The sequence below is a fragment of the Alterinioella sp. B-7 genome, from assembly GCF_056857775.1.
Map to the genome: position 1 here is coordinate 146,606 of NZ_JBSXNT010000033.1, position 19,559 is coordinate 166,164.

The window sequence follows — 19,559 nt, forward strand, 5'->3', positions numbered from 1 at the left end:
GCCAAGTCTGGACGCGGGCGCAATTCTGTCCCAGAACCGGAACCAATGACCGACGATCGCGCAAATCCCGCCCCCTGCTGCCCCGCGAGCGGCCCGAAAGGCCCCCCGGCGCCGACGCGCGCCTTGCGTGGCGGCAGCTATCCGGGCGACCTGGCCGATATTCCCGGCGGCCCCGCCCTGGTCGGCACCGATGCGCCGCAGATCCCCATCGACAGCGAAGGCCCCTTGCGGCGGGTCAAGCTCAAGCCCTTCCGCATCGGCGTGACGACCGTGACCAACGCCGATTTCCGCGCCTTCATCGACGCCACCGGCTACCGGACCGAGGCCGAGCGTTTCGGCTGGTCCTTCGTCTTCCACGCCCAGGTGCCCGAGGCGGTCGGCCCGACCGAAGGCGTCGCGGGGGTGGAATGGTGGCGGCAGGTTTTCGGCGCCTGTTGGTCCGCGCCGAACGGGCCGGGAACGGAAGATGCCTGCCTGCCGGATCACCCCGTGGTGCAGGTCTCGTGGAACGACGCGCGGGCCTATGCGGGGTGGGTCGGCGGGCGGCTGCCTACTGAGGCCGAATGGGAACACGCCGCGCGCGGGGGCTCAGGCGATCTGCGCTTTCCCTGGGGCGAGGCTGAGCCCGACGACACCGACACGCTGCCCTGCAATATCTGGCAGGGACGGTTTCCCGACCTGAACACCGGGGCGGATGGCTACATCACCACCGCGCCTGCGCTGAGCTTCGCGCCCAATGGCTACGGGCTCTACAACATGGTGGGCAATGTCTGGGAATGGACGGTCGAGCCCTACAAGGTCCGGTCGATGCGCAAGGAGGCAAAGGCCCATATGGCCGCGCGCAAGGGCTACAAGCTGCTGAAAGGCGGCTCGTTCCTCTGCCACCGCTCCTATTGCTACCGCTACCGCATCGCCGCACGCACCGGCAATTCGCCCGACAGCACCACGACGCATCAGGGCTTCCGGGTGGTGTTCGACGGGTAGCGAGATGTCACCGGCGCGGAATCAAGGCCGTAGGCCGCCGCGCCATCGCCGTCACGCCCCCTGGGGCGGCGATTGGGTGAAGGCAGCACGTCCACTTGAGGTCATTCGGAAAACGAAGGATAAAGTGCATCACAACACCGGAGCATCGCCACCCCGCGTGACGGCGATGGCGCGGCATTAAAGCCAGCCTCACCCCCAGTCCATCACCACCTTGCCCGCCTGACCCGAGAGCATCGCGGCGAAGCCGTCCTCATACGCGTCGATCGAGATCCGGTGCGTGATCAGATCGGTCAGGTCCAGCCCCGATTGCACCAGCGCGATCATCTTGTACCAGGTCTCGAAGATCTCGCGGCCATAGATCCCCTTCACATGCAGCATCTTGAAGATGACGCTGTTCCAGTCCACGGCGAACTCGGTCGGCGCAATGCCCAAGAGCGCGATCTTGCCGCCATTGTTCATCCGCGCAATCATCTGGCGCATCGCATCCGCCGCGCCCGACATCTCAAGGCCCACGTCGAAGCCCTCGGTCATGCCGATTTCTTCCATCACGTCGCGCAGGTTTTCCTTTGCCACATCGACCACATATTGCACCCCCATCTCGCGCGCCAGCGCCAGCCGGTAGGGCGCGATATCGGTGATCACCACCTTGCGCGCGCCGACCTTCTGCGCCACCAGCGCGCCCATGATGCCGATGGGGCCCGCGCCGGTGACCAGCACATCCTCGCCGACCAGATCGAAGCTGAGCGCGGTGTGAACGGCATTGCCGAAGGGATCGAAAATCGCCGCGATCTCGTCGGGGATGTCGTCGGGGATCGGCACCACATTGGCCTCGGGGATGCAGAGATATTCCGCGAATGAGCCGGGCCGGTTGACGCCCACGCCCTTGGTGTTGCGGCACAGATGCCCGCGCCCCGCGCGGCAGTTGCGGCAGATGCCGCAGGTGATATGCCCCTCGCCCGAGACCCGCTGGCCGATCTCGAATTTCACTGCCGCCGCGCCACGGTCGACGATCTCGCCGCAGAACTCATGGCCCACGACCATCGGCACCGGCACCGTCTTGGCGGACCACTCGTCCCATTTCCAGATATGCACATCGGTGCCGCAGATGGCCGATTTCCTGACCTTGATCAGCACGTCGCGGGGGCCGGGTTCGGGCACGGGGACGCGCTCCATCCACAGCCCCGCCTCGGGTTTCGCCTTCACCAGCGCCTTCATTTCGTTGCTCATTGGATCAACCCCATGTCGCGGCCCACCTCGATGAAGGCGTCGATCGCGCGGTCCAACTCCTCGCGGCTATGGGCGGCCGACATCTGGGTGCGGATGCGGTCCTGGCCCTTGGGCACCACCGGAAAGCTGAAGGGGGCCACATAGACACCCTTGTCATCCAGCCGCTTGGCCATCTCCTGCGCCTTTTTCGGGTCGCGCAGCATGACCGGGATGATCGGATGTTCGCCCGGCAGTAGGTCGAACCCCGCGCCTGCCATGCGCTCGCGGAAATGCGCGGCATTCTGCATCAGCCGGTCGCGCCGCTCCGTCGAAGCCTCCAGCATGTCCAGCACCTTGATCGAGGTCGCCGTGATCACCGGGGCCAGCGTGTTGGAGAAGAGATAGGGGCGCGAGCGTTGGCGCAGCCATTCCACCACCGGCCCTTTCGCGCTGGTATAGCCGCCCGAGGCGCCGCCAAGCGCCTTGCCGAGCGTGCCGGTGATGATGTCCACCCGGTCCATCACGCCGCGATGCTCCGGGCTGCCGCGCCCGGTTTCTCCGATGAACCCGACCGCGTGGCTGTCATCGACCATGACCATCGCGTCATATGTGTCGGCCAGGTCGCAGATCGCCTCCAGCTTGGCGATATATCCATCCATCGAGAACACGCCATCTGTCGCGATCATGCGGAACCGTGCGCCTGATGCGGCCTGCAACTGCGCCTCCAGCTCGGCCATGTCGGAATTGGCGTAGCGGTAGCGCTGTGCCTTGCACAATCGCACCCCGTCGATGATCGACGCATGGTTGAGCGCGTCCGAGATGATCGCGTCCTCCGGCCCCAGAAGCGTCTCGAACAGGCCCGCATTGGCATCGAAGCAGGAGGAATAGAGGATCGTGTCCTCCATCCCCAGGAAGGCGGAGATCCGGCCCTCCAACTCCTTGTGCACCGATTGCGTGCCGCAGATGAAGCGCACGGACGACATGCCGTAGCCATAGCGCTCCAGCGCCTCCTGCCCCGCCGCGACAAGCTCGGGATGGTCCGACAGCCCGAGGTAGTTGTTGGCGCAGAGGTTGATCACCTTGTGACCGGAGGCCAGCGCCACGGTGCCCGCCTGCGGCGTGGCGATGATGCGCTCGGTCTTGAACAGGCCCGCCTCGCGGACCGCGTCGATCTCGGCTGAAATATGGGCGATGAAGGCGTCGGACATGGGCGGTGACCTCGGGACGGGGGGGAATCGCCCCCCACCATCGTGCATTTGCGCCGCCTTGTCAGGCCCCGCGCATTGCGCCTACGGTCCGGGCCGAAGGGGAGGGGCGCGCCATGACGATCTACAATCTCGGCTCGATCAATATCGACCATGTCTACGCGATGGAGCGCCTGCCAAAGCCGGGCGAGACCCTTGCAGCGACCGACCTGACAACGGGACTTGGCGGCAAGGGCGCGAACCAGTCGATTGCCATCGCGCGGGCGGGCGGGCAGGTGGTCCATATCGGGGCTATCGGGCCGGAAGGCGGCTGGACGCGGGACGCGTTGCGCGAAGCCGGGGTTGATACGGAGAATTTGCGCGAGGTCGCCACCCCCACGGGCCACGCGATGATCACGGTGGATCGCGCCGCCGAAAACGCCATCGTCCTCTTCCCCGGTGCCAATCGCGAGATTGCCGAGGATCAGATCGCACAGGCGCTGGCCCCCGCTGCCCCTGGCGACTGGCTGCTCTTGCAGAACGAGACCAATGGTGGCGCGTTTGCCGCCAGGCTGGCCCGCGACGCCGGGATGCGGGTGGCCTATTGCGCCGCGCCGTTCGACCGGCAGGCGGTGGCCGGGATGCTGCCACTGACCGATCTGCTGTCGGTCAACGAGGGCGAGGCGGCGGCGCTGGAGGCGGCCTTGCCTGCCGAGGCGCTGGCAGATGTCGCGCGTCTGGTGACCTACGGCGCGAAAGGCGCGGCCCATATCGACGGCGACAAGTGGCAGGGCGTCGCGGCCTTTCCCGTCACGCCCATTGACACCACCGGCGCGGGCGACACGTTCCTGGGCTATTTCCTGGCCGCCATCGACACCGGAAAACATGTGCCCGAGGCCCTGCGCCTGGCCTCTGCCGCCGCCGCGCTGCAAGTCACGCGCAAGGGGGCTGCCGACGCCATTCCGACCCGCGCCGAGGTCGATGCCTTCCTGGCCCAACGCGCCTGATCAGCCATTGACCAGGAAGGGCGCGAGGCTGTCGGTGAAGGCGTCGATGAAATCCAGCACGATGGGCGTGCGCGAACCGGTCGCGGGGCGCAGCACCGTCAGCCGGTGATGGATCGCGGGCTCGAACGGGCGGATCAGCAGCCGGTCGCGGTAGCCTTCCGCATCCAGCGCGCTGACCACCGAGGCGCCGGTGCCCTCGGCCACCATGGTGCAGGCGGCGGTGAACTGGCGCACCTCGACCCAGGAATTCAGCGCCACGCCGGCCGTTGAAAAGGCCCGCGCGAGCCGCTGGTAGAACCGGCTGTCGCGGCGCGTGTGGATCAGTTTTTCTTCCGCCAGATCATGCGGGGTTATGGTCGCGCGCTCCGCCAGCGGGTGACCCATCGGCAGGATGCAGACCGAGCGCATCAGAAGGTCCTGGCTTTCGGTCGCGGGATGGCCCGCGAAGCCGTCGGTGATGCCGCAATCATATTGCTCGCCGATGATCCATTCCAGGATGCGCTCGGGGCGGTCGGGCTCCAGCGTGACGGTGACGCCGGGGCGGGTGGCCAGGAACCGGACCAGCAGTTGCGGCAGGTGGCTGGTGGCAAAGCCCGGCAGGCAGGCGATGCGGATATGGCCGCCGGTGCGTTCCGTCAGGTCGCGGCGCAGATCCTCCAGGTGGTCCAGCCCGTCCAGGATGCGCTTGACCTCGGCCAGCAGGTAGCGCGCTTCGGGCGTGGCCACCAGCACGCCCTGTCGGCGGTCGAACAGCTCGAACCCCACCGAGCGCGCGAAATCCGACAGGAGGCGGCTGACCGCGGGCTGGCTCACGCCCAGATGCTTTGCCGCCTTGGTCACGTTGCCGGTCTCGGCCACGGCCTGGAACGCCTCCAGTTGCCTGAGTTGAAATTTCATCGTCCCGCGCACCCTTGCCCTTGCATCCGTCCTGCGATGTCTCATAACACAGTGTTATGCAACTATCGCAGAAATTTCACTTGAATTATTCTGCGTATGGCCGAAAGTGTGGCCACAAAATATGACATTTCTGCCAGGGAGACATGAAATGACCTTCACCAAGACATTGCTGACCAGCACCGCGCTTGTCGGTATGATGGCGGGCGCCGCGGCGGCCCAGACCGAAATCAACTGGTGGCACGCCATGGGCGGCGCCAATGGCGAGCGGGTGGACCGCATGGCCGAGGAGTTCAACGCGATGCAGGACGAGTTCACCCTCGTCCCCACCTACAAGGGCAACTACACCGAGACCATGACCGCCGCCATCGCCGCCTTCCGCGCCGGTGAGCAGCCGCACTTGGTGCAGGTCTTCGAGGTCGGCACCGCCACCATGATGGCCGCCGAGGGCGCGATCTACCCGGTGCAGCAGCTGATGGAAGACGCAGGCGAGCCGTTCGACGGCGGTGATTTCCTGCCCGCCGTGGTTTCCTATTACCAGACCCCCGAGGGCGAGCTTCTGTCGATGCCCTTCAACAGTTCCTCGCCGGTCCTGTGGTACAACGCCGACGCGCTGGAGGCCGCCGGGGTCGAGGTGCCCACCACCTGGGCCGAGGTCGAGGCCGCCGCCGCCGCCCTCGTCGATAACGGCATGGAATGCGGGGTCTCCTTCGGCTGGCAGTCCTGGGTGATGATCGAGAACTTCAACGCCTGGCACAACCTGCCCACCGGCACGCAGGAAAACGGCTTTGCGGGCTTCGATACCGAACTGGTCTTCAACAGCCCCGAACTGGCCGCGCGCCTCGATCGCATCGCCGCGATGTCCGAGAACAACCATTTCGTCTATGGCGGGCGCCGGGGCGACAGCCTGCCGATGTTCACCAATGGCGAATGCGGCATGTGGATGAACAGCTCGGCCTATTACGGCTCGATGGTCGACCAGGCCGATTTCGAGTTCGGCCAGACCATGCTGCCGCTGGACACCGACATCGCCGACGCGCCGCAGAACTCGATCATCGGCGGTGCGACGCTCTGGGCGCTGCAAGGCCATGAGGCGGCCGATTACGAAGGTGTCGCGGCCTTCTTCACCTATCTCTCCTCGCCCGAGGTGCAGGCCTGGTGGAGCCAGGAAACCGGCTATGTGCCGATCACCACGGCGGCCTATGAACTGGGCCAGGAGCAGGGCTTCTACGCCGACAACCCCGGCACCGACACCGCCATCCAGCAGCTCAGCCTGAACGAGCCGACGCCCAATTCGCGCGGCATCCGGTTCGGCAACTTCGTGCAGATCCGCGACGTGATCAACGAAGAGCTTGAGGCGCTCTGGGCCGGTCAGCAGACCGCACAGGAAGCCCTCGACCGCGCGGTCGAACGCGGCAACGAGCTTCTGCGCCGCTTCGAGCGTTCGGTCAACTGATCCTCTGATCCCGGCCCGGCGGCCCCTGTCATGGGGTCGCCGGGCCACATCCACGTCCTGCCGCCCCCCCTGAGGTCAGATGCTCAAGCGCGTCCATTTCCCCACATCGCTGCTGCCCTACCTTCTGGTGGCCCCGCAGATCGCCATCACGCTGATCTTTTTCATCTGGCCGGCGTCCCAGGCGCTCTACCAGTCCTTCCTGGTCGAGGATGCGTTCGGCCTCTCGACGGAATTCGTCTGGTTCGAGAATTACGCCTACCTGATGACCGACGACCAATATCTGAACGCCTTTGGCCGCACGATCTTCTTCTCGGCCGCCGTGGCCTTCATCTCGATGTCCATGGCGCTGGTGCTGGCGGGTTTCGCCGACCGCATCATTCGCGGCGCGACCACCTACCGGACGCTGCTGATCTGGCCCTATGCGGTGGCCCCGGTGCTGGCCGGGGCGCTGTGGCTCTTCATGTTCAACCCGACCATCGGCATCTTTCCCTACCTACTGGATTTCGTGGACTACAACTGGAACCACTACTTGAACGGCGGCGAGGCGATGTTCCTCGTCATCATGGCCGCCGCGTGGAAGCAGATCGCCTATAATTTCCTCTTCTATCTCGCCGCGATGCAGGCGATCCCGCGCTCGATCACCGAGGCCGCCGCCATCGACGGGGCGGGGCCCATCCGCCGCTTTGTCACCATCATCTTCCCGCTGATCTCGCCCACCACCTTCTTCCTCTTGGTCATCAACGCGGTCTATGCCTTCTTCGAGACCTTCGGCATCATCCACGCGGTCACGCAAGGCGGCCCGTTCGGATCGACCACGACGCTGGTCTACAAGGTGTTCTCGGACGGGTTCATCGGCCTCGATCTGGGTGGGTCGGCGGCGCAATCGGTGATCTTGATGATCCTCGTCATTGCCATGACCGTGGTCCAGTTCCGCTTTGTCGAGAAAAGGGTGCAATACTGATGGTCGAACAACGCCCCCTCCTTGCCATCGCGGCCCATATCATCCTGCTACTCGGGGTCGCCATGGTGGCCTTTCCCGTCTGGATCACCTTCGTCGGCGCCAGCCACGAGGCCGAGCGGATGCTGCAATCGCCCATCCCGATGTGGCCCGGCGACCAGTTCTTCGTCAATTTCCGCCAGACCATGTGGGGCTCGGGGCTGGAGGGCACACAGACCGCGCCGGTCTACATGATGCTGTTCAACAGCCTCGTCATGGCGATGATGATCGCGATCGGCAAGATCGCCATCTCGCTCTTGTCCGCCTTCGCCATCGTCTATTTCAAGTTCCCCTTCCGCATGGGGTTCTTCTGGATGATCTTCATCACGCTGATGCTGCCGGTCGAGGTCCGCATCCTGCCGACATTCGAGGTTGTCGCCGACCTTGGCATGCTCAACAGCTACTGGGGCCTGACTGTGCCCCTGATCGCGTCTGCCACCGCCACGTTCATGTTCCGGCAGGTCTTTCTGACCATCCCCGACGAGATGCTGGAAAGCGCGCGGATCGACGGGGCCGGGCCGATGCGCTTTTTCTGGGACATCCTGATCCCGCTCAGCCGCACCAATATCGCCGCACTTTTCGTGATCCTCTTCATCTATGGCTGGAACCAGTATCTCTGGCCGCTCCTGATCACCACCGACACCGAGATGATGACCATCGTGGTCTCGATCAAGCAGATGCTGGAAGCCGCCGAACAATCCCCGCAATGGAACATCATCATGATGACGGCGCTTCTGGCGATGCTGCCGCCGATCCTGGTGGTGATCGGAATGCAAAAGCTCTTCGTCAAAGGGCTGACCGAGACCGACAAATAGGAACCCTGCCCAGATGGCGAATATCTCCCTCAATTCATTGACCAAGAAATACGGGTTCACCGAGGTGCTGCACCATATCGAGGCCGAGATCGAGGATGGCGAGTTTGTCGTCATCGTCGGCCCTTCTGGCTGCGGCAAGTCCACGCTTTTGCGCATGGTCGCGGGGCTGGAAAGCGTGACCTCGGGCGACGTGATGATCGGCGGGAACCGGGTCAACGATCTGGAACCGGCCAACCGCGACATCGCGATGGTGTTCCAGAATTACGCGCTCTACCCGCATATGTCGGTGCGCCAGAACATGGCCTACGGCTTGAAAATTCGCGGCAAACCGAAAGAGGAGATCACGCGGAGGGTCGAAGAGGCCGCCGATATCCTCGAAATCGGCGCCTATCTGGACCGCAAGCCGCGCCAGCTCTCCGGCGGTCAGCGCCAGCGCGTCGCCATGGGCCGCGCCATCGTCCGCGACCCGCAGGTGTTCCTGTTTGACGAGCCGCTGTCCAATCTCGACGCCAAGCTGCGCGTGCAGATGCGGCTGGAGATCCGCAAGCTGCAAAAGCGCCTCGGCGTGACCTCGATTTTCGTCACCCATGACCAGGTCGAGGCGATGACCCTGGGCGACCGGCTGATGGTGCTCAATGGCGGCTATGTCGAACAGTTCGGCACCCCGATCGAGCTGTATGAGCGTCCGGCCTCGGTCTTTGTGGCGGGCTTCATCGGCAGCCCCGCGATGAACTTCATCGCCGGGCACTCCGATGGCGGCGACCTGATCCTGCCGGGCGGCGCGAAAATCCGGACAAACCTGTCAAGAAAAGCTGACATTCTTGTCGGAATCCGGCCCGAGCATCTCGTGCGCAACGACGAGGACGGCGCGATTTCGATGCAGGTCGAGGTGCTGGAACATCTGGGCGGTGTCACGCTTCTGCATGGGCCATTGGAGGGCAGTGACCAGCAGATCGTGGCCAGCCTGAACGGCATATCCGTGGTCGAGGTCGGTGAAACCGTGCGCTTTGACGCGCCCGAGCGCGCCCTGCATCTCTTTGATCCCGCAACGGAAAAGCGGATCGAGGCGTAATTCTTCCGATGTCCGACCCGCTTGCCCCCCTGCGCAAGGCCCCCGGTCTGGTTCGCATCCACGGCCATCGCGGCGCGCGCGGGGTGCTGCCGGAAAACACCCTGATCGGGTTCCGGCATTGCTTCGATACCGGGATAGAAATCGTCGAGATCGACGTGTTGATGACCGCCGACAACATCCCCGTCCTGACCCACAACCCGCGCCTGATGGCCGCCGCAACCCGCCTGGACGGGCGCTGGCTGGAGGGCGAGGGGCCTGCCATCCGTGGCCTCTCGCTCGCGGCATTGCAGGCGCATGATGTGGGCGGGTTGCGTCGAGGCACAGTATATGGGGGGCGCTACCCCGACCAGGCCTTCCTCAGCGGCGTCTGCGTGCCGACATTGGCCGACCTCGCCGCGCTGGTCTGCACCGCGCCTTACGCCGATTGCTGGCTCAATATCGAGATCAAGAGCAACCCGGCCCACCCGGAACACACGCCGCCGATTGCAGATTACGTGGCGGGCGTGATGGCCGTCCTGACCCGATTCGCGCTGGAAAACCGCGTGATCGTGCAGAGTTTCGATTGGAGAATCCTGAAGGAACTCAAGCGGGTAGCCCCCGAAATCCCGCGCTCGCACCTGTCCTATCTGGACCGCGAGACCCCGCCGATGGACCCCAATATCCTCGACGGCTCGGAGTGGATGGCGGGCGCCTCGCGCAGCGACGCGGGCGGGTCGCTGCCCGACCTCATTGCCGATCTCGGCGGCGCGGTCTGGTCGCCTTATCATACGGATATCACGGCAAAAGAAGTTGCCCGCGCGCAAGAAAGGGGCCTCATCGTCAATGCCTGGACGGTGAATACCCCCGAGGAGATCAACGCCGCCATTGACGCGGGCATCGACGGCCTGATCACCGACTACCCGGCCCGCGCGCAACGTCTGCTGCTGGCCCGTGGCCTCAGCTGGCGCGACGATATTCATGCGTGACGTCACCGCAGATTGGGCCTTTGCGCGTTACGAGGCGATCCGCCCGCGTGCGCCTGCGGCCACGTTCCCGGCCTCCTCCCGCCCCGCCGCGCATCTGGGCGAGGTCGCGGAACATGTCGATGCCTTCATCCTCGACGCCTTCGGTGTGCTGAACCGGGGCGAGACCGCCATCCCCGGTGCCATCGACCGCATGAGAGAGCTTCGAGACCAAGGTAAGCGCTTGATCGTACTGACAAATGCCGCCAGCTACACGAAGGCCGAGGCAGTGGAAAAATACGCCCGGCTCGGCTTCGATTTCAGCGCGGAGGAGGTGATTTCCAGCCGCGACGTGGCCTTTGCCCTCCTGCCGCCTTTGCCGGATGGCACGATCTGGGCCGCCGCCGCCGCGCCGGAGGACAGGTTCGACGATAGCCCCGTGCCTCTGCGTCGTGTGCAGGATGACCCGCGCCTCTTCGACAGTGCGGGCGGCTTTGTCCTCCTGTCCAGCACAGGATGGGCTGATGCCGAGAACGAGCGTCTTATCAAAGCGCTACGCGACGATCCGCGGCCCTTGATCGTCGCCAACCCCGACCTTGTCGCCCCGCGTGAGGACGGTCTGACGCTGGAACCCGGCCATTTCGCGGAAGCCATCGCCGAGGCCACTGGCCTCGCGCCGCGCTTTTTCGGCAAACCGCATCGCAATGCCTTCGACGCGGCCCTCGCGCGGCTGGGTGGCATCGAGAGATCCCGCATCGCCATGGTCGGCGACACGCTGCATACGGATGTCCTGGGGGGTGCGGCGGCGGGGCTGAAGACGGTGCTGATCACCGATCACGGGCTGTTTCGGGGGCGCGATGTGGGCCCCTACATCACGCGTTCGGGCATCGTGCCCGACTGGATTGTGCCGACCACCTGACGGGCCCCACAAGCGCTCGGTCGACCGAGCGCTTACCCCGCATATAACCTTTGTAAAAGAAAGACTTCCGAGCTGTCCTTCACCTTGACGCCACGGCTTTTCGGGATGATCTGCCCATCGACCGAGATCGAAACACCCTTGTCGATGGCAGGCTTGAGGCCGGGATAATCCTTCACCAGATTGTCCAGCAATTGCCCGACCGTCTCGCCCTCCACTTCAACGACCTCCCGACCGTCGACGAGGGGCCGCAGCCCCGACCAGAGATGCACCTGAACCATCAGTCCCGCGCCTTGATTGCGGCCAGGACGCGGGGCGGCGTCAGCGGCAATTTCTTCATCCGCACCCCGATGGCGTCACGCACCGCGTTGGCGATGGCGGGCAGGGGCGGGGTGATCCCGGTCTCGCCCACGCCGCGCACGCCGTAGGGGTGGCCGGGGTTCGGCACCTCGACGATGACGGTGTCGATCATCGGCAGATCCGAGGCCACGGGCACGCGGTAATCCAGGAAGATGGGGTTTTGCAGCCGCCCATCCTCGCCGTAGATATATTCCTCGTTCAGCGTCCAGCCGATGCCCTGCACCGCGCCGCCCTGGAACTGGCCCTCGACATAAGCCGGATGGATCGCCTTGCCCGCATCCTGCACCACCAGGTAGCGCAGGATCGTGGTGCGCCCGGTTTCGGGATCGACCTCGACATCGACGACATGGGTACCGAAACTGCCGCCGAACCCGTCCGGCGTGCTTTCGTGATGGCCCGAGATCGGCCCGCCCGTGCTGCCCATCTCGGCCGCGATCTCGGCAATGGTCAGCGGATCGAACTCACCCGCATTGGGGCCGGAGGGTTTGGCGCAGCCGTCCTCCCAGGTCACGGCGTCGGCGTCGATGCCCCATTTGTCGGCGGCGCGCTGGCAGAGTTTTCGGGTTGCCTCACGCGAGGCCTCGATGATGGCGAGGCCGCTCGCGAAGGTGGCGCGGCTGCCATGGGTTGGCTCGTTGATGCCGAGCGAGCCGGTATCGGCGATGGAAACGCGCACGTTTTCGTAAGGAATACCAAAGGCTTCCGCCGCCATCAGTGCCATGGACGCGCGGGAGCCGCCGATATCGACCGTGCCGATGGAGACCTGGACCGAGCCGTCATCGCCGATCGCGACCGAGGCCGAGGTTTCCCCGCCCCAGTTCATCCAGTAGCCCGAGGCGACGCCGCGCCCCTGGTTGGGGCCGAGCTTGACCGAATAATTGGGATGCGCGCGGGCTTCCTCCAGCGTCTCGATCAGGCCGACGGGCGGAAACTTGGGACCGAAAGTGGCGGGCGTGCCTTCCTTGACCGCGTTTTTCAGCCGCGTCTCGATGGGGTCGAGGCCCAAGCCACGGCAGAGCTCATCCAGCACGCTTTCGGTGGCAAAGGCCCCCATCGGCGCACCGGGCGCGCGGTAGGCGGCCTGTTTCGGGCGGTTGGTCATCACGTCATAGCCGGTGTGATGCACATGTTCGATGTCGTAATTGGCAAAGGCCAGCATCGTGGTCACATCGACCGGCGCGCCGGGGAAGGCCCCGCCCTGCATCCGGAAGGTGCCGGAGGCCGCCGTGATCTTGCCCTCCTTGGTCATGCCCATCTTGATATCCATCGACGCGGACGCGGTCGGCCCGGTGGCGCGCAAGACCTCCGAGCGGCTCATCACCAGCTTGACCGGACGGCCCGCCTTGCGGCTGAGCGCCAGCGCCACGGGGTCGATGAAGACGGTGGTCTTGCCGCCGAAGCCGCCGCCGATTTCCGATGGTGTGACGCGCAGTTGCGTGGCCTCCAGCCCGAGGACAGCGGTGCACATCTGGCGCACGAACCAATGGCCCTGCGTGCAGCACCACAGGTCGCCCTTGCCATCCGCGCCCAGGTTGGCGACGCAGGCATGCGGCTCGATATAGCCCTGATGCGCGGCTTCGGTGGTGAAGCTTTCCTCGATCACCAGGTCGGCCTCGGCAAAGCCCTTTTCCAGGTCGCCGCGGCCCGATTCCATGTAGCGCACCACATTGGGGTGCATCCCCTCGGGCACCGAGTAATCGGCGGCGCCCTCGCGGATTACCGGGGCATCCTCGGCCATCGCCTTGTCCACATCGGTGACATGGGGCAGGACCTCGTATTCCACCTCGATCAGCTTCAGCGCGTCGCGGGCAATCAGTTGCGACGTGGCGGCGACGGCGGCGACGGCATGCCCGTCATAGAGCGCCTTTTCCCCCGCCATCACGTTTTCCTGGATATTCCAGTCCTCGCCTTCCAGCCCCTCGGGGAAGTCGGCCCGCGTCACCACGGATTTGACGCCCTTCAGCGCCAGCGCCTTGGTGGCGTCGATCTTGAGGATTTTCGCATGTGCATGCGGGCTGCGCAGGATCGCGCCGTGCAGCATGCCGGGCATCGAGAAATCCGCGCCGAAGCGGGCCTTGCCGGTGACCTTGTCCCAGCCATCGGGCCGTTCGGGCCGGGTGCCGATATATTTGAAGTCCTGCTTGGGTCCGTCCAGTGCCATTACGACGCCTCCCGCATTTCCGCCGCCGCATCCATCACGGCGCGGATGATCTTGTCATAGCCGGTGCAGCGGCAAAGGTTGCCGGCCAGCCAGTAGCGCATTTCCGTTTCCGTCGGGTCGGGGTTCTTTTCCAAGAGCGATTTCGCCGCGACCAGGATACCCGGCGTGCAGATCCCGCATTGCAGCGCGGCATGTTCGATGAACTTGCGCTGCAGCGGGTGCAATGCGCCATCCTCGGCCATGCCCTCGATGGTGGCGATCTCCTTTCCTTGCGCCTCGGCCCCGAGGACCAGGCAGGAGCAGACAAGGCGACCGTCCATCGTGACCGAGCAGGCCCCGCAATCGCCGGTGCCGCAGCCTTCCTTTGCCCCGGTCAGGTCGAGATGGTCGCGCAGGCAATCCAGCAGCGTCTCGCGCGGCTCGCAGAGGTATTCGACCTCGTCGCCGTTGACCTTGGTGGTGACGTGGATCTTGCTCATGACTGTTCTCCCTTGGCGCGGGCATAGGCGATCTTGGCGGCGCGGCGGGCCAGGACACCGGCCACATCGGTGCGGAACTCGACCGTGCCGCGCTTGTCGTCGATGGGCTCGCAGGCGGCGCGGGCGGCCTTGTCCAGCGCCTCCAGTGCTGCGTCGTCCAGCGCGGTGCCGATCAGCGCGTCGGCGCAGGTCTGCACCGCGCGGATGGTGGGGGCGACGGCGCCCAGGACCACGCGGGCCTCGGTGATGGTGTCGCCGTCCACGCGCAGGTTCACGGCGCAGCCGACAACGGCGATGTCCATTTCCGTGCGCGGGATGAAGCGCAGATAGGCGTCGCCGCCATTCTCGCCCCGCGCCGGGATGTTGAGGGCCGAGATCACCTCGCCTTTTTCAAGGCAGGTCTTGCCCGGCCCGGTCGGGATGTCTGCCACGGCCACGTCGCGGGCCCCGTTCGGGCCGGTCACGGTCACGCTTGCCCCGGCGGCGACGAGGGCTGGCACCCCATCGGCGGCGGGCGAGCCGTTGCAGAGGTTGCCCACCAGCGTCGCGCGGCCCTGAATCTGGGTCGAGCCGATCAGGTCCATGCCCTCGACGATACCGGGCCAGTCGCGGCCCAGGTCGGGATGTTCCGTCATCTCGGCACCCGCGACCGCGATGCCGATGCGCCAGCCGCCATCCTCCTGGCGCGCGATCTCCTTCACGCCGGGGATGTGCTTGACGTCGATGAGGTCGTCGGGCGTCACCAGGTCGGAACGCAACTGCACCAGAACATCGGTGCCGCCTGCCAGAAACCGCGTGGTGCCGGAGGCTGATGCGGCGATCCTGCTCGCCTCCTCGAAACTGGGTGGGGTGTGATATTGCATGGGGCTACCTTGAGGGTTGGCTTGGGGGACGTGCCCCCCGTCTTTGCCCACACCCTAACGCGCCATGCGGCAATGTCGATGCTTTGGGGGCGGATTTTTTCGCCCCCGACGCCGCCCTCCGGCCCTGCCGGGATCGGGCAATCGGGGCGATCAGGGAAAGCGGAAATCCGGCAGTCCCGCGAAGGCATTGCGCAGGGCCACGCCCCACCCCGAGGAGATTTCCTCGAAATAGGGGTCGCCTTCCGCGATGCGCAGGACGCGGCCCCTGGTCAGGGATCCGGCCTCGTAGACATGCAGATCCAGCGGCAGGCTGACCGAGAGGTTGGCCTTGATCGTGGAATCGAACGAGACCAGCAAGAGCTTCACCGCATCCTCGAAGGACATGTCAGGATCGAAGGCGCGCACCAGGATCGGGCGGCCATACTTGGTCTCGCCGATCTGGAAATAGGCGGTGTCCTCGCTGGCCTCGATGAAATTGCCCTCGGGGTAAACCAGGAAAAGCCGCGGCTCGCCCGCGCCGACCTGGCCGCCCAGGATGATCGTGGCGCCGAAAGCGGCGTCGGCCTTCTGGCCTTCCTCGGAATGGGTGGCGATGACCTCTTTCAGGGTCTCGCCCACCAGGGTCGCGACCTGGAACATCGATTCACACTGATAGATGCCGGGATTGCGCGCGCCGGGTTCCTTGGACCGCTCTTCCAGCAGGCTGATCACCGCCTGCGTGGTGGCCAGGTTGCCCGCCGTCATCAGCGTGATGGATCGGTCGCCCGCCACGTCGAAATGGAACATCTTGCGGAAGGTCGAGATATTGTCGACGCCCGAATTGGTGCGGGTGTCGGACATGAAGACCAGCCCGCGATTGAGTTTCAGCCCCACGCAATAGGTCATGCGCGCGTTCCTTTGTGAAAGAGGGTCGCGCCTTCTACGCCTGCTATTGCTGCACTTGCAAGTGGACTTGCAGCGCCTCCTGGCCGGGGCCGCGACGAATACCCATGATCGGCATCGCATCGCGGTAATCGCGCCCGATGGCGACCCGGACATAGCGGGCATCTGGCGAAATGCCGTTCGACACGTCGAAGCCGACCCATCCAAGCGCCTCGGTCCAGACCTCGCACCAGGCATGGCTGGCATCCTGGTCGATGCGGTCGTTCATCATCAGGTAGCCCGAGACATAGCGCGCCGGGTGGCCCATCTGGCGGGCCGCCGAGATCATGATATGGGCGTGGTCCTGGCAGACGCCGTGGCCTGCCTGCAACGCGCCCTCGGCGGTGGTGTCGCTGTCGGTGCGGCCCGTCTCATAGGTGACCTGCCCGCCGATCCGGGCCGACAGCGCGTGCAGCCGGTCGAGCGGGTCCGCCCCGTCCGTCTGCGCCGAAACCGCATCGGCAAGGGCCTGCACCAGCGGCCCGGGCGCGGTCATCGGAGTCGACGCCTCGAACAGCCAGAGCGGGGCCAGCCCGCGATGCTTGCCGACGACGCCGTTATTGTCGGCGATCTCGACCGTGCCTTCGCTGACGATCTCGATCCGCGAGGTGCCGGGATCGGCCTTCAGAAGCTCGGTGACATTGCCGTATTGATCGTCGAAGCCAAGCTGCCGGGTCGCGCCGGTGATCTGCATCGACCAGTCCAGCACCTTCTGCCCCGCGCCGCTGCGCGGCGTCAGCCGCAATTGCTGCAACGCATAGGCGACGGGTTCGTCATAGCTGTAGGTCGTCTTGTGGGTGATCTTCAGGTGCATGGGCACGCTCATTCGTTGAACCGGTAATCGGCCTGGATTTGCCCGGCCAGGGTCGCGTTGTCAGTGATGCAGGCCCTCAGGAACTCGTGCACGCCCTCGTCGAAGATCATCTCGATCGTGACCTCCTCCAGCCGTTCGGCGTTTCTTCGCGCGAGATCGTGACAGGGGTGGCGCTGGCCGTAATTCTGTTCCAGCCGCGCAAGGCTTTCGCCGATCTTCAACTGGCAAAAGGCCAGCGACCGCGGCATCCGCAGATCGAGGATCAGGAAATCGGCGATCGAGAGCGGCGACATCTCACCGCCATTGAGCCAGCGATAGGAGCGCGCCGCCGAGACCGACCGCAGGATCACATCCCATTGCACATTGTCGATGGAGCCGCCGACATGCGCCATCGAGGGCAGGAGGACATAGTATTTCACATCCAGGATGCGCGCGGTGTTGTCGGCGCGTTCGACATAGGTGCCGATATGCGAGAACGAGAAGATGTCGTTGCGCAGCATGGTGCCGTGCAGCGCGCCGCGCACCATCGAGGAGCGGTTGCGCACCAGCATCAGCGTCTCGTGCAACTGGCGCTCCGAGACAGGTCGCGCCAGCGCCTTCTTCAGCACCATCCAGGTCTCGTTGGTGGCCTCCCAGACCTCGGAGGACAGCGCCGTGCGCACCAGCCGCCCGTTGCTGCGCGCCGCCGCGATGCAGGACATGACCGAGGACGGGTTGCCCTGGTCGCGCAACAGGTAGTCGATCACGTTCTCCGCGTCATAGCTGTCATGCCTGGCCTCATAGCCCGGCTTGATCCCGGCGGTGGTGATCACCGATTCCCACTCGTTCTCGCCCTCGTCATCGGCGGCGGTCAGCGCGATGCGCCATCCCGCCTCCAGCAGGCGGGCGGTGTTCTCGGCGCGTTCGAGATAGCGGAACATCCAGAACAGCCCGCCAGCGGTTTTTCCCAGCATCATGGCTTAATCCCCCAACACCCAGGTGTCCTTGGTGCCGCCGCCCTGGCTGGAATTGACCACCAGCGAGCCTTTCCTGAGCGCCACCCGCGTCAGGCCGCCCGGCGCCATTTCCACCCGGTCGGGCGAGACCAGGACGTAAGGGCGCAGATCGACATGGCGCGGTGCCAGCCCCGCCTTGGTCAGCACCGGCACGGTGGACAGCGCCAGCGTCGGCTGCGCGATGTAATTGCCCGGGCGCGCGCGCAGCTTGGCGGCGAAACCGGCCAGCTCCTTGCGGCTGGCGGCAGGCCCCACCAGCATCCCGTAACCGCCCGAGCCATGCACCTCCTTGACCACCAGATCCTTGAGGTTTTCCAGCACATGAGCCAGCGCGTCGGGCTCCGAGCAGCGCCAAGTCGGCACGTTCTTCAGGATCGCGCGTTCGCCGGTATAGAACTCGACGATTTCGGGCATGTAGGAATAGAGCGCCTTGTCGTCCGAGATACCGGTGCCGGGTGCGTTGGCGATGGTGATGCGCCCCGCGCGGTAGACATCCATGATGCCGGGCACACCCAACAGGCTTTCGGGGTTGAAGGTCAGGGGATCGAGATAGTCATCGTCGATACGCCGGTAGATCACGTCGACGGGCTTGAACCCTTCGGTGGTGCGCATGGCGACGCGGCCATCCTCGATCCGCAGATCGGTGCTTTCGACCAGCTCCACCCCCATCTGATCGGCCAGGAAGGAATGTTCGAAATAGGCCGAGTTGTGGATGCCGGGGGTCAGGACGGCGATGCACGGCTTGGGATTGCCCGGATCGGGCGGGGCGCAGGCGGCAAGCGAGCGGCGCAGCATCTGCGGGTAATTGCCGACCGGGCGCACCTTGAGCTTGGCGAAAAGCTCGGGGAACATCTGCAACATGGTTTCCCGGTTTTCCAGCATGTAGCTGACGCCCGAGGGGGTGCGCGCGTTATCCTCCAGCACGTAGAACTCGTTCTCGCCGGTGCGCACCAGGTCGGTGCCGACGATATGGGTATAGACCCCGCCGGGCGGGTTCACGCCGATCATCTCGGGCAGGTAGGCGGCGTTGCGGGCGATGATCTCACGCGGGACGCGGCCCGCGCGCAGGATTTCCTGCCGGTGGTAGATGTCATGGAGAAAGGCGTTGAGCGCGCGCACCCGCTGCTCGATCCCGCGTTCCAGCGCGGCCCATTCCCGGCCGCCGATGATGCGCGGGACGATGTCGAAAGGGATCAGACGCTCATCCGCCTCGTCCTGGCCGTAGACATTGAAGGTGATGCCGATGCGGCGAAAGAATTCCTCGGCCTGGGTGGACTTGCGGCGAAGATCCTTGATGTTTTCCTGCTGGAACCAGCGAAAATAAGCCTCATAGGGTTGCCGGGCGCGGTCGCCGCCCACCAACATCTCGTCAAAACAGGGTTTTGCGTCAGTCATCGCCTGAGCATTGAGGAATTCCCGCACGATAGCAACAGCGCGCCCCGCAAGCCGCGTGACAACACCCCCCGCCGCGCCTAAAACATCAGCGCCGACGCG

At 65.2% G+C, this 19,559-nt stretch carries 19 protein-coding genes; 8 read left to right on the forward strand and 11 right to left on the reverse strand.

Annotated features, from left to right (window positions below; all coding sequences use genetic code 11):
* Positions 1-45 precede the first annotated feature (45 nt).
* Positions 46-984, forward strand: a complete 939-nt coding sequence (locus AC13C7_RS12615; RefSeq protein ID WP_482867684.1) for a formylglycine-generating enzyme family protein — start codon at positions 46-48, stop codon at positions 982-984.
* Between the two features lie 189 nt (positions 985-1,173).
* Here the strand turns inward: AC13C7_RS12615 and tdh are convergent, their stop codons facing one another.
* Complete coding sequence (gene tdh / locus AC13C7_RS12620) at positions 1,174-2,211, reverse strand: L-threonine 3-dehydrogenase (RefSeq protein ID WP_482867685.1); 1,038 nt, start codon at positions 2,209-2,211, stop codon at positions 1,174-1,176.
* The gene (locus AC13C7_RS12625; protein WP_482867686.1) at positions 2,208-3,398 is read right to left on the reverse strand and encodes a glycine C-acetyltransferase; all 1,191 of its coding nucleotides are present in this window, start codon (positions 3,396-3,398) and stop codon (positions 2,208-2,210) included. The genes tdh and AC13C7_RS12625 overlap by 4 nt, the downstream gene beginning before the upstream one ends.
* Positions 3,399-3,511: 113 nt before the next feature.
* On the opposite strand from AC13C7_RS12625, the gene AC13C7_RS12630 reads away from it, so the two are divergent.
* Positions 3,512-4,381: a ribokinase gene (locus AC13C7_RS12630; protein WP_446117945.1), complete on the forward strand. Its 870-nt coding sequence runs from the start codon at positions 3,512-3,514 to the stop codon at positions 4,379-4,381.
* Here the strand turns inward: AC13C7_RS12630 and AC13C7_RS12635 are convergent, their stop codons facing one another.
* Complete coding sequence (locus AC13C7_RS12635; protein ID WP_172321046.1) at positions 4,382-5,278, reverse strand: LysR substrate-binding domain-containing protein; 897 nt, start codon at positions 5,276-5,278, stop codon at positions 4,382-4,384. It abuts the gene before it with no gap.
* A gap of 148 nt (positions 5,279-5,426) precedes the next feature.
* Here AC13C7_RS12635 and ugpB point away from each other — a divergent pair, with 148 nt between their 5' ends.
* From ugpB to AC13C7_RS12665, 6 genes are all read left to right on the forward strand, one after another.
* Positions 5,427-6,731 (forward strand): sn-glycerol-3-phosphate ABC transporter substrate-binding protein UgpB, encoded by a 1,305-nt coding sequence (gene ugpB / locus AC13C7_RS12640; RefSeq protein WP_482867687.1) that lies wholly within the window; start codon positions 5,427-5,429, stop codon positions 6,729-6,731.
* A 79-nt stretch (positions 6,732-6,810) separates the two neighbouring features.
* Complete coding sequence (gene ugpA, locus AC13C7_RS12645; RefSeq protein ID WP_172321044.1) at positions 6,811-7,692, forward strand: sn-glycerol-3-phosphate ABC transporter permease UgpA; 882 nt, start codon at positions 6,811-6,813, stop codon at positions 7,690-7,692.
* The gene (gene ugpE, locus AC13C7_RS12650; RefSeq protein WP_172321043.1) at positions 7,692-8,543 is read left to right on the forward strand and encodes a sn-glycerol-3-phosphate ABC transporter permease UgpE; all 852 of its coding nucleotides are present in this window, start codon (positions 7,692-7,694) and stop codon (positions 8,541-8,543) included. The genes ugpA and ugpE overlap by 1 nt, the downstream gene beginning before the upstream one ends.
* A gap of 13 nt (positions 8,544-8,556) precedes the next feature.
* Positions 8,557-9,615 carry a sn-glycerol-3-phosphate import ATP-binding protein UgpC gene (locus AC13C7_RS12655; protein WP_482867688.1) on the forward strand — a complete coding sequence of 353 codons (1,059 nt, stop codon included), beginning with the start codon at positions 8,557-8,559 and terminating at the stop codon, positions 9,613-9,615.
* A gap of 8 nt (positions 9,616-9,623) precedes the next feature.
* Entirely contained in the window at positions 9,624-10,580 is a 957-nt protein-coding gene (locus AC13C7_RS12660) for a glycerophosphodiester phosphodiesterase (RefSeq protein ID WP_482867689.1), read from the forward strand.
* Entirely contained in the window at positions 10,573-11,475 is a 903-nt protein-coding gene (locus AC13C7_RS12665; RefSeq protein ID WP_482867690.1) for an HAD-IIA family hydrolase, read from the forward strand. The genes AC13C7_RS12660 and AC13C7_RS12665 overlap by 8 nt, the downstream gene beginning before the upstream one ends.
* A gap of 32 nt (positions 11,476-11,507) precedes the next feature.
* Here the strand turns inward: AC13C7_RS12665 and AC13C7_RS12670 are convergent, their stop codons facing one another.
* The 8 genes from AC13C7_RS12670 to AC13C7_RS12705 all read right to left on the reverse strand — a co-directional run bounded on the left by AC13C7_RS12670 (position 11,508) and on the right by AC13C7_RS12705 (position 19,460).
* Positions 11,508-11,753 (reverse strand): MoaD/ThiS family protein, encoded by a 246-nt coding sequence (locus AC13C7_RS12670; protein WP_172321039.1) that lies wholly within the window; start codon positions 11,751-11,753, stop codon positions 11,508-11,510.
* A complete protein-coding gene (locus tag AC13C7_RS12675; RefSeq protein WP_482867691.1) occupies positions 11,753-13,993 on the reverse strand; it encodes a xanthine dehydrogenase family protein molybdopterin-binding subunit in 2,241 nt (746 codons plus the stop codon). The genes AC13C7_RS12670 and AC13C7_RS12675 overlap by 1 nt, the downstream gene beginning before the upstream one ends.
* The gene (locus AC13C7_RS12680; protein WP_172321037.1) at positions 13,993-14,472 is read right to left on the reverse strand and encodes a (2Fe-2S)-binding protein; all 480 of its coding nucleotides are present in this window, start codon (positions 14,470-14,472) and stop codon (positions 13,993-13,995) included. The genes AC13C7_RS12675 and AC13C7_RS12680 overlap by 1 nt, the downstream gene beginning before the upstream one ends.
* Complete coding sequence (locus AC13C7_RS12685; RefSeq protein ID WP_482867692.1) at positions 14,469-15,335, reverse strand: FAD binding domain-containing protein; 867 nt, start codon at positions 15,333-15,335, stop codon at positions 14,469-14,471. Before AC13C7_RS12685 ends, AC13C7_RS12680 begins: the two co-directional genes overlap by 4 nt.
* A gap of 150 nt (positions 15,336-15,485) precedes the next feature.
* A complete protein-coding gene (locus AC13C7_RS12690; RefSeq protein ID WP_482867693.1) occupies positions 15,486-16,220 on the reverse strand; it encodes a proteasome-type protease in 735 nt (244 codons plus the stop codon).
* A 43-nt stretch (positions 16,221-16,263) separates the two neighbouring features.
* Positions 16,264-17,070, reverse strand: coding sequence for a transglutaminase family protein (locus tag AC13C7_RS12695; protein ID WP_446168996.1), 807 nt, complete (start codon positions 17,068-17,070; stop codon positions 16,264-16,266).
* Between the two features lie 8 nt (positions 17,071-17,078).
* Entirely contained in the window at positions 17,079-18,023 is a 945-nt protein-coding gene (locus tag AC13C7_RS12700) for an alpha-E domain-containing protein (protein WP_482867751.1), read from the reverse strand.
* A gap of 6 nt (positions 18,024-18,029) precedes the next feature.
* Positions 18,030-19,460 carry a circularly permuted type 2 ATP-grasp protein gene (locus tag AC13C7_RS12705; RefSeq protein WP_482867694.1) on the reverse strand — a complete coding sequence of 477 codons (1,431 nt, stop codon included), beginning with the start codon at positions 19,458-19,460 and terminating at the stop codon, positions 18,030-18,032.
* Between the last annotated feature and the right edge of the window lie 99 nt (positions 19,461-19,559).